Origin of the sequence: Actinomycetospora atypica (assembly GCF_042653685.1) — a bacterium.
Lineage (GTDB): Bacteria > Actinomycetota > Actinomycetes > Mycobacteriales > Pseudonocardiaceae > Actinomycetospora > Actinomycetospora atypica.
Genome location: NZ_JBHSIV010000023.1, coordinates 93,902 through 100,257 on the forward strand (window position 1 = coordinate 93,902; position 6,356 = coordinate 100,257).

The following is a 6,356-nucleotide window of genomic DNA, read 5'->3' on the forward strand; positions in this document are numbered from 1 at the left end:
CGACGCGCCCGGCCGATGCGACGTGTACCCGACACCGATCCGGGATACGTTCGTGATGCAACCGAGACCCGGGCTCGGGGACGACCCACTCGTCTACCCCGGGAGCAGGAGGCAGACATGGGTGCGCACTCGACGCGCGGGGCCACGGCGCCCACCGGCGCACGCATCGCCACCACCGCCCTCGCGGTCGCCGTCACCGGCGTCCTCGGGACGGGCACGGCCCTGGCCCACGACGACGCCGGGCACGGGGACTCCCACTCCTCGGGCACCGGGGAGCACGACGGGCACGGGGCGCACGCCGACGACTCGTCGGACGACGTCCTGTCCGATGTCGGCATGGCGTCGTGGGACCCGACCTGGGACTCGTCGTGGGACCACTCGTGGGACTCCTCGTGGGACTCCTCGTGGGACTCCTCCTGGGACGACGGCTCCGAGGACACCTCCGGCGACGCCGACCACGGCAGCGGCACGGCCCCCGTGGCCGCCCGGCCGGCCGCGGCCCCGGCCCGGCCGACCACCAGCACGCAGCCGATCGCCGCCCCGGCGTCGACCGTGCCGGCCGAGCTGCCCGCCCCGGGTGAGACGCAGACCATCCCCATCCGCGGGACTCGGTAGCGCACAACCGGAGTTTCCGTGGTCGGAGAGCGGGCCGTCCGGGCCCGTCCCGATCACGAGGAGGCCACCCATGGCACGCGTCCAGGTGGGCACCGAGAACGGCGCCCCGATCGAGCTCCACTACACCGACCAGGGTTCCGGCAGCCCGGTCGTGCTGATCCACGGCTGGCCGCTCTCGAGCCGGTCGTGGGAGAACCAGGTCCCGGCCCTCATCGAGGCCGGCCACCGCGTCATCACCTACGACCGTCGCGGCTTCGGCGACTCGTCGCAGCCCTGGTCGGGCTACGACTACGACACCTTCGCGGCCGACCTCGACGTGCTGCTGTCCCAGCTCGACGTCACGGGTGCCACGCTCGTCGGGTTCTCCATGGGCGGTGGCGAGGTCGCGCGCTACATCTCCCGCTACGGCACGGGCCGCGTCGCGAAGGCCGTGTTCGCCGCCGCCGTCCCGCCGTTCCTCTACAAGTCGGAAGACAACCCCGACGGCGGCCTCGACGACGCCACCATCGAGCAGTTCCAGGGCGGCGTGACCTCCGACCGCATCGCCTTCCTCGACGGCTTCACGACGAACTTCTTCGCCGCCGGCGAGCGGACCGACCTGATCAGCGAGCCGAACCGCGAGTACCACCGCCACATCGCCGAGTTCGCCTCGCCGAAGGGCACGCTCGACTGCATCGCCGCGTTCGGGCGCACCGACTTCCGCGGCGACATCGAGAAGATCTCCGACGCCGGCATCCCCGTGCTCGTCATCCACGGCGACTCCGACGCGATCGTCCCGTTCGAGGTCTCCGGCAAGCGGACCCACGAGTCGATCCGGGGTGCCGAGCTGGCCCTGATCGCCGGCGGCCCGCACGGCCTGAACGCCACGCACCCCGAGGAGTTCAACCGGGCGCTCGTGCAGTTCGTGAGCTGAGCAGTTCGTGAGCTGAGCGAAGGAACTTCCGGCGACGGGCGGTAGCGCCGCCCGTCGCCGGGTACCTGCCCGGCTATGAGTGTCGTCGACAACGCGGTGTACCGGGCCGGGCGGCGGACGTCCGAGCCCGACTCCCTCGACCACACGCTCGGCGCGCTACGTGACGAGGAGGAGCAGGACGGCCGCTCCGCCGCCGACTTCGCCTGGATCGGCCTGCTGCGCCCCGACGACGCCGAGATCGCCCGCGTCGCCCGCGACCTCCACCTCCCCGCCCTCGCGGTGGAGGACGCGGTGCACGCCCACCAGCGCCCGAAGCTCGAGCGCTACGACGACGTGGAGTTCGTCGTCCTGCGTCCCGCCTGGTACGTCGAGGCGGAGGAGGACGTCCAGGTCGGCGAGGTGCACCTGTTCCTCGGCTCCGACTTCGTCGTGACCGTGCGGCACGCCGAGTACCCCGACCTGGCCGACGTCCGCCGGCGGCTCGAGGACGATCCCGAACTGCTGACCCTCGGGCCGCGCGCCGTGCTCTACGCCATCCTCGACCAGGTGGTCGACGACTACGCGCCCGTGGTGAACGAGCTCCGGCGCGACATCGACCAGATCGAGAACGAGGTCTTCGGCGGCGACCCCGACGTCTCCCGCCGCATCTACGGGCTCTCCCGCGAGGTCATCGAGTTCCAGCGCGCCACCGAGCCGCTGCGCGCGATGCTCCGGACCCTGGTCCACGACACCGAGGACGACGAGTCCCTCGTGCGGCTGCACCGGGGGCTGCGCGACGTCGCCGACCACGTCGAGTCGGCCGTCGAGGCCGCGGACTCCTTCCGGCAGCTGCTCGAGCGGCTCCTGACGGTGAACGCCTCCCTCGTCGGGCAGCGCCAGAACCAGGAGATGCAGCGGCTCTCCGAGACCAGCCTGGCCCAGGGCGAGGAGGTCAAGAAGATCTCGTCCTGGGCGGCGATCCTGTTCACGCCGTCGCTGATCGGCGCGATCTACGGCATGAACTTCGAGCACATGCCCGAGCTGGGCTGGGTCTACGGCTATCCGTTCGCGCTGTCGCTCATGGTGGTCGCCTCGCTCGTCCTCTTCGCGATCTTCAAGAAGCGCGGCTGGATGTAGTCCGGTCTCAGGCACCCGGCGCGCTCGGCACCGGCGACTCCACCGGCAGCGCGTCGAGCCCGGCCCGGATGCCCTCGCCGAGCAGCCGGATCTCGTCGTTCGACACCGTGAGCGGCGGGGACACCGCCACACCCTTGCCGAGCCCGCGCACCAGTAGCCCGGCCGCCCGCGCGCCGGCCAGCACCTTGTTCGGCGCGTCCTTCACCGAGGACAGCACGTCGGGCGTCAGCTCCACCGCGGCGAGCAGCCCGAACCCGGCGCGCACCTCGGCCACGTACGGGTGCTCGCGCAGCGGCGCGAGCGACGCCTCGAGCGCGGTCTCGAGCTCCTGCCCCTTCGGGATGAGGTTCTCCCGCTCGTAGACGTCGAGCGTCGCGAGCCCGGCCGCGCAGCAGGTGGGGTGCCCGGCGTAGGTGGGCCCGTGCCGGAAGGTCCGCTCGCCCGGGGTCGTCCACCACGGGGCGGCCACCTCGGCGGAGACGAGCACCCCGCCGAGCGGCAGGTAGCCGCCGGTCACGCCCTTCGCGAAGGTCACGAGGTCGGGCTGCACGCCGAAGCGCTCGATCCCGAACCAGGTGCCGAGGCGCCCGAACCCGCAGATCACCGCGTCGATCACCAGCAGGACGCCGTGCTGCCGGCACAGCTCGGCCACGCCCTCGACGTAGCCCGGAGGCGGGATGTGCACGCCGCCGGCGCCCGTCACCGGCTCCATGACGAAGGCCGCGATGCGCTCCGGGCCGACGTCGGCGAAGACCTTCTCCACGCCCTCGAGGTCCTGCGGCGCGACGGTGTTCTCCCCGGCCAGCACGCCCCAGCCCTCGCGGTTGGCGGGGATCCCGACGATCGAGGTCCCGTAGCCGTGGGTGCCGTGGTAGCCGGTCTCGCGCGAGACGACGTGCACCCGCTGGTGCTCCCCGCGGGCCTGCCAGTAGGCCCGGGCCATCTTCACGGCCGTGTCGATCGCGTCGGCGCCGCCGGAGCCGAGGAACACCTTGGAGTCGGGGCCGGTGGGGGCGAGCGCGGCGAGCCGGTCGGCCAGCTCGAGGGCCGGGCGGTTCGCGATGTCGGCGAAGCAGGAGTAGGCCTCGAGCTTCCCCATCTGGCGCATCGCCGCCTCGACGATCTCGGTGCGCCCGTGGCCGACGTTGGCGTACCAGAGGCTCGCGCAGCCGTCGAGATAGGCGCGTCCCGCCTCGTCGTAGACCCACGCGCCCTCCGCGCGGTCGACGACGAACTCGTGCTCGCGCACGGCGGCCATGTCGGAGAACGGGTGCCACAGGGATCCCATGGACCGATCGTCGCGCCCGCCACGCCCGCTGTCACGCCCCGTCCGGCGCCGGGTCGAGCTCTGCTCCACGGCGTCGCCCCGGGGCCTACGGTGACCTGCCGTGGTGGACGTCCGGCCGATGACCGTCGAGGAGGCGGTGACGCTCGCCTTCGAGCCGGAGGCCTACCCCGAGCGCTTCGGGCTGGTGCTCGCCGAGGGCTGGGACGAGCCCGGCACCCTCGAGCCGACCGTGGACGCCCTCGAGGGCGGGGTCGACCCGCGCTGGCTGACGCACCTGTTCGTGGAGGGCACGGTCGTCGTCGGGATGGGCGGCTTCACCGGTCCGCCCTACGACGGCGAGGTGGAGATCGGCTACCACGTCGCCCCGGCCCACCGCGGTCGCGGCATCGCCACGGCCGCCGTGCGCCGGTGGGTCGCCCGGGCCGCGGCGGCCGGGCTCGTCCGCGTCGTCGCCCGCACCGCCCGCGGCCCGAACCCCTCGACGAGCGTGCTCGTCCGGTGCGGGTTCACCCGCGAGCGGGCCCGCGAGACCGAGGAGGCGACATGGTGGTGGGTGCTGCGACCGGCCTGAGGAGGCCCGGGTGGACGTGGATCACGGTGTGAGGACGCCACCGGAGGGTCATTCTCAGTCGGACGCGCGGCACCCCCGTCTTTCCCGGGCGCGCGCGAGGAGAGGACAGTGGAGGGCGTGGGAGTGACGGCGGGCGAGGTCATGGGCCGTGTGGGTCGCGTGGCATCGAGCCGTCCTGCGCGGGTCGTCGCGGGCACGGCGGTCGTCGTCGCGCTCGTCGTGGGCTGCATCCTGATCCTCCCGACCATCGAGGCCGCCGGGGCGGCGCTGGTCGACGCCGACGCGGTGTGGGTCGTCCTCGCGGTCGTCTGCGAGGCGTGCTCGATCCTCGCCTTCTCCCTGCTGCACCACCGGCTGCTGCGGGCCGCGGCGGTCCGGGTCCGCTTCCGCGCGGTCGTCCTGGTGACCCTCGCCGCGAACGCCCTGCACCTCACCGTGCCCGGCGGCGCCGCGCTCTCGACCGCCTACACGTTCCGTCGCCGCCGCGCCTGGGGCGCCAGCGGACCGATCACCACCTGGACCATGGTCGCGGGCGGGGTCGCGGCGAGCCTCGCGCTGGCCGGCATCGCGATCGGGTCGGCGCTGGTGGTCAACGGCCGCGCCACCACCCTCGGGCCGCAGCTGCTGCAGCTCGCCGGGGTCGTCGCCGTCGGCGCGCTGATCGTGGTGGTGTCCCGCCGCCCCGGCCTCATCACGGCCGCGGCCCTCGGCGGACTGCGCCTGCTCAACCGCCTCCGCCGCCGCCCCCGCGAGGCCGGCGTGCCCGAGCTCCTCGCCCAGATCGAGAGCCTCGCGCTGATCGAGCTCCGCGGCGGCGGCCGCGTGACGGTCGGGCTCGCGGCGCTCTGCAACTGGCTCCTCGACATCGCCTGCCTCGCCGCCTGCTGCGCGGCGGTCGGCGCCGACGGCATGACGCTCTCGCTCGTCCTCGTCGCCTACGCCGCCGCCACCGCCGCCTCGAGCGCCGCGTTCCTCCCCGGCGGGCTCGGCCTCGTCGACGGCGCCCTGCTCGCCGCCCTCGTCGCCGGCGGGGTGCCCTCGCACCCGGCCCTCGCGGCCGTGCTGCTCTACCGCCTCATCAGCTTCGTCGGGGTGGCCGTCGTCGGCTGGGCCGCCTGGTTCTGGGTCCACGCGCACGGTGACGCGGACGACGCCCCGCTCGACGACCGCGTGGAGGATGCCCCCGGCGAGGTGCACACCCTCCCGTTCCCGTCGGCCCGCGCCCGCCGCGACCCGGTGGGGCCCGGCTCGAACTGAGCTCCCTCCCGGCGCGTCAGTTCGCGTCGGTCGGCCACGGGGCCGGGGTCTCGACGGGGGGCTCCGGCTCGGGGTCTGGGGTCGAGTGGTCGGTGGTGGACGAGCCGTGGTGCCCGCCGGACGACCCGCCCCGGCCGCCGGTTCCGCCCGACGACGACCCGCCGCCGCGTGATCCGCCGGAGCCGGCCGACCCCCCGGACCCGGACGACGCCCCGGAGCCGCTGACGGCGGAGCCGGCGGACGGGTCCTCCTCGACGACCTCCTGCGTGGGCGCCACGGCCGGGACCACCTCGCTGGTGGCCGGGGCCTCGGGCGGCGTCAGGGTCGCCGAGACCGAGCCGCTGCGGGCGTAGACGACGCCGCCGGTGGTCAGGGCCCCGACGAGCACCGCGGCGGCGGCCGCGACGACCAGCAGTCGCACCCGGGACCGCGGAGGTCCGGGCGTGGGGTCGGGTCCCCCGGGCGGCGTCCCGGCCGGCGCGGCCGGCGGCCGCGCCGGTGCCGGGCCGTGCCCGACCAGCGAGGTCCGGGCGTCGTCCCCCGGCCCCGGTGCCCCCGGGGAGCGGAACGGGGCGGAGGCCGGGCCCTCGGCGATC

Annotated in this window: 7 protein-coding genes; 5 read left to right on the plus strand and 2 right to left on the minus strand. The window is 74.6% G+C overall.

Annotated elements, in window-relative coordinates:
• The first annotated feature begins 117 nt into the window (after nt 1-117).
• From ACFPBZ_RS19860 to corA, 3 genes are all read left to right on the plus strand, one after another.
• A complete protein-coding gene (locus tag ACFPBZ_RS19860; RefSeq protein WP_378037830.1) occupies nt 118-615 on the plus strand; it encodes a hypothetical protein in 498 nt (165 codons plus the stop codon).
• Between the two features lie 70 nt (nt 616-685).
• Nucleotides 686-1,528, plus strand: coding sequence for an alpha/beta fold hydrolase (locus ACFPBZ_RS19865; RefSeq protein ID WP_378037831.1), 843 nt, complete (start codon nt 686-688; stop codon nt 1,526-1,528).
• Between the two features lie 75 nt (nt 1,529-1,603).
• Nucleotides 1,604-2,644, plus strand: coding sequence for a magnesium/cobalt transporter CorA (corA, locus tag ACFPBZ_RS19870; RefSeq protein ID WP_378037832.1), 1,041 nt, complete (start codon nt 1,604-1,606; stop codon nt 2,642-2,644).
• A 7-nt stretch (nt 2,645-2,651) separates the two neighbouring features.
• Here corA and ACFPBZ_RS19875 read toward each other — a convergent pair whose 3' ends face one another.
• Nucleotides 2,652-3,932: an aminotransferase family protein gene (locus ACFPBZ_RS19875; protein WP_378037833.1), complete on the minus strand. Its 1,281-nt coding sequence runs from the start codon at nt 3,930-3,932 to the stop codon at nt 2,652-2,654.
• A gap of 100 nt (nt 3,933-4,032) precedes the next feature.
• Here ACFPBZ_RS19875 and ACFPBZ_RS19880 point away from each other — a divergent pair, with 100 nt between their 5' ends.
• Nucleotides 4,033-4,503 (plus strand): GNAT family N-acetyltransferase, encoded by a 471-nt coding sequence (locus ACFPBZ_RS19880; RefSeq protein WP_378037834.1) that lies wholly within the window; start codon nt 4,033-4,035, stop codon nt 4,501-4,503.
• Nucleotides 4,504-4,620: 117 nt separating this feature from the next.
• A complete protein-coding gene (locus tag ACFPBZ_RS19885; protein ID WP_378037835.1) occupies nt 4,621-5,760 on the plus strand; it encodes a lysylphosphatidylglycerol synthase transmembrane domain-containing protein in 1,140 nt (379 codons plus the stop codon).
• A 16-nt stretch (nt 5,761-5,776) separates the two neighbouring features.
• Here ACFPBZ_RS19885 and ACFPBZ_RS19890 read toward each other — a convergent pair.
• On the minus strand, nt 5,777-6,356 hold a 580-nt coding region (locus ACFPBZ_RS19890), incomplete at its 5' end, for a hypothetical protein (protein ID WP_378037836.1).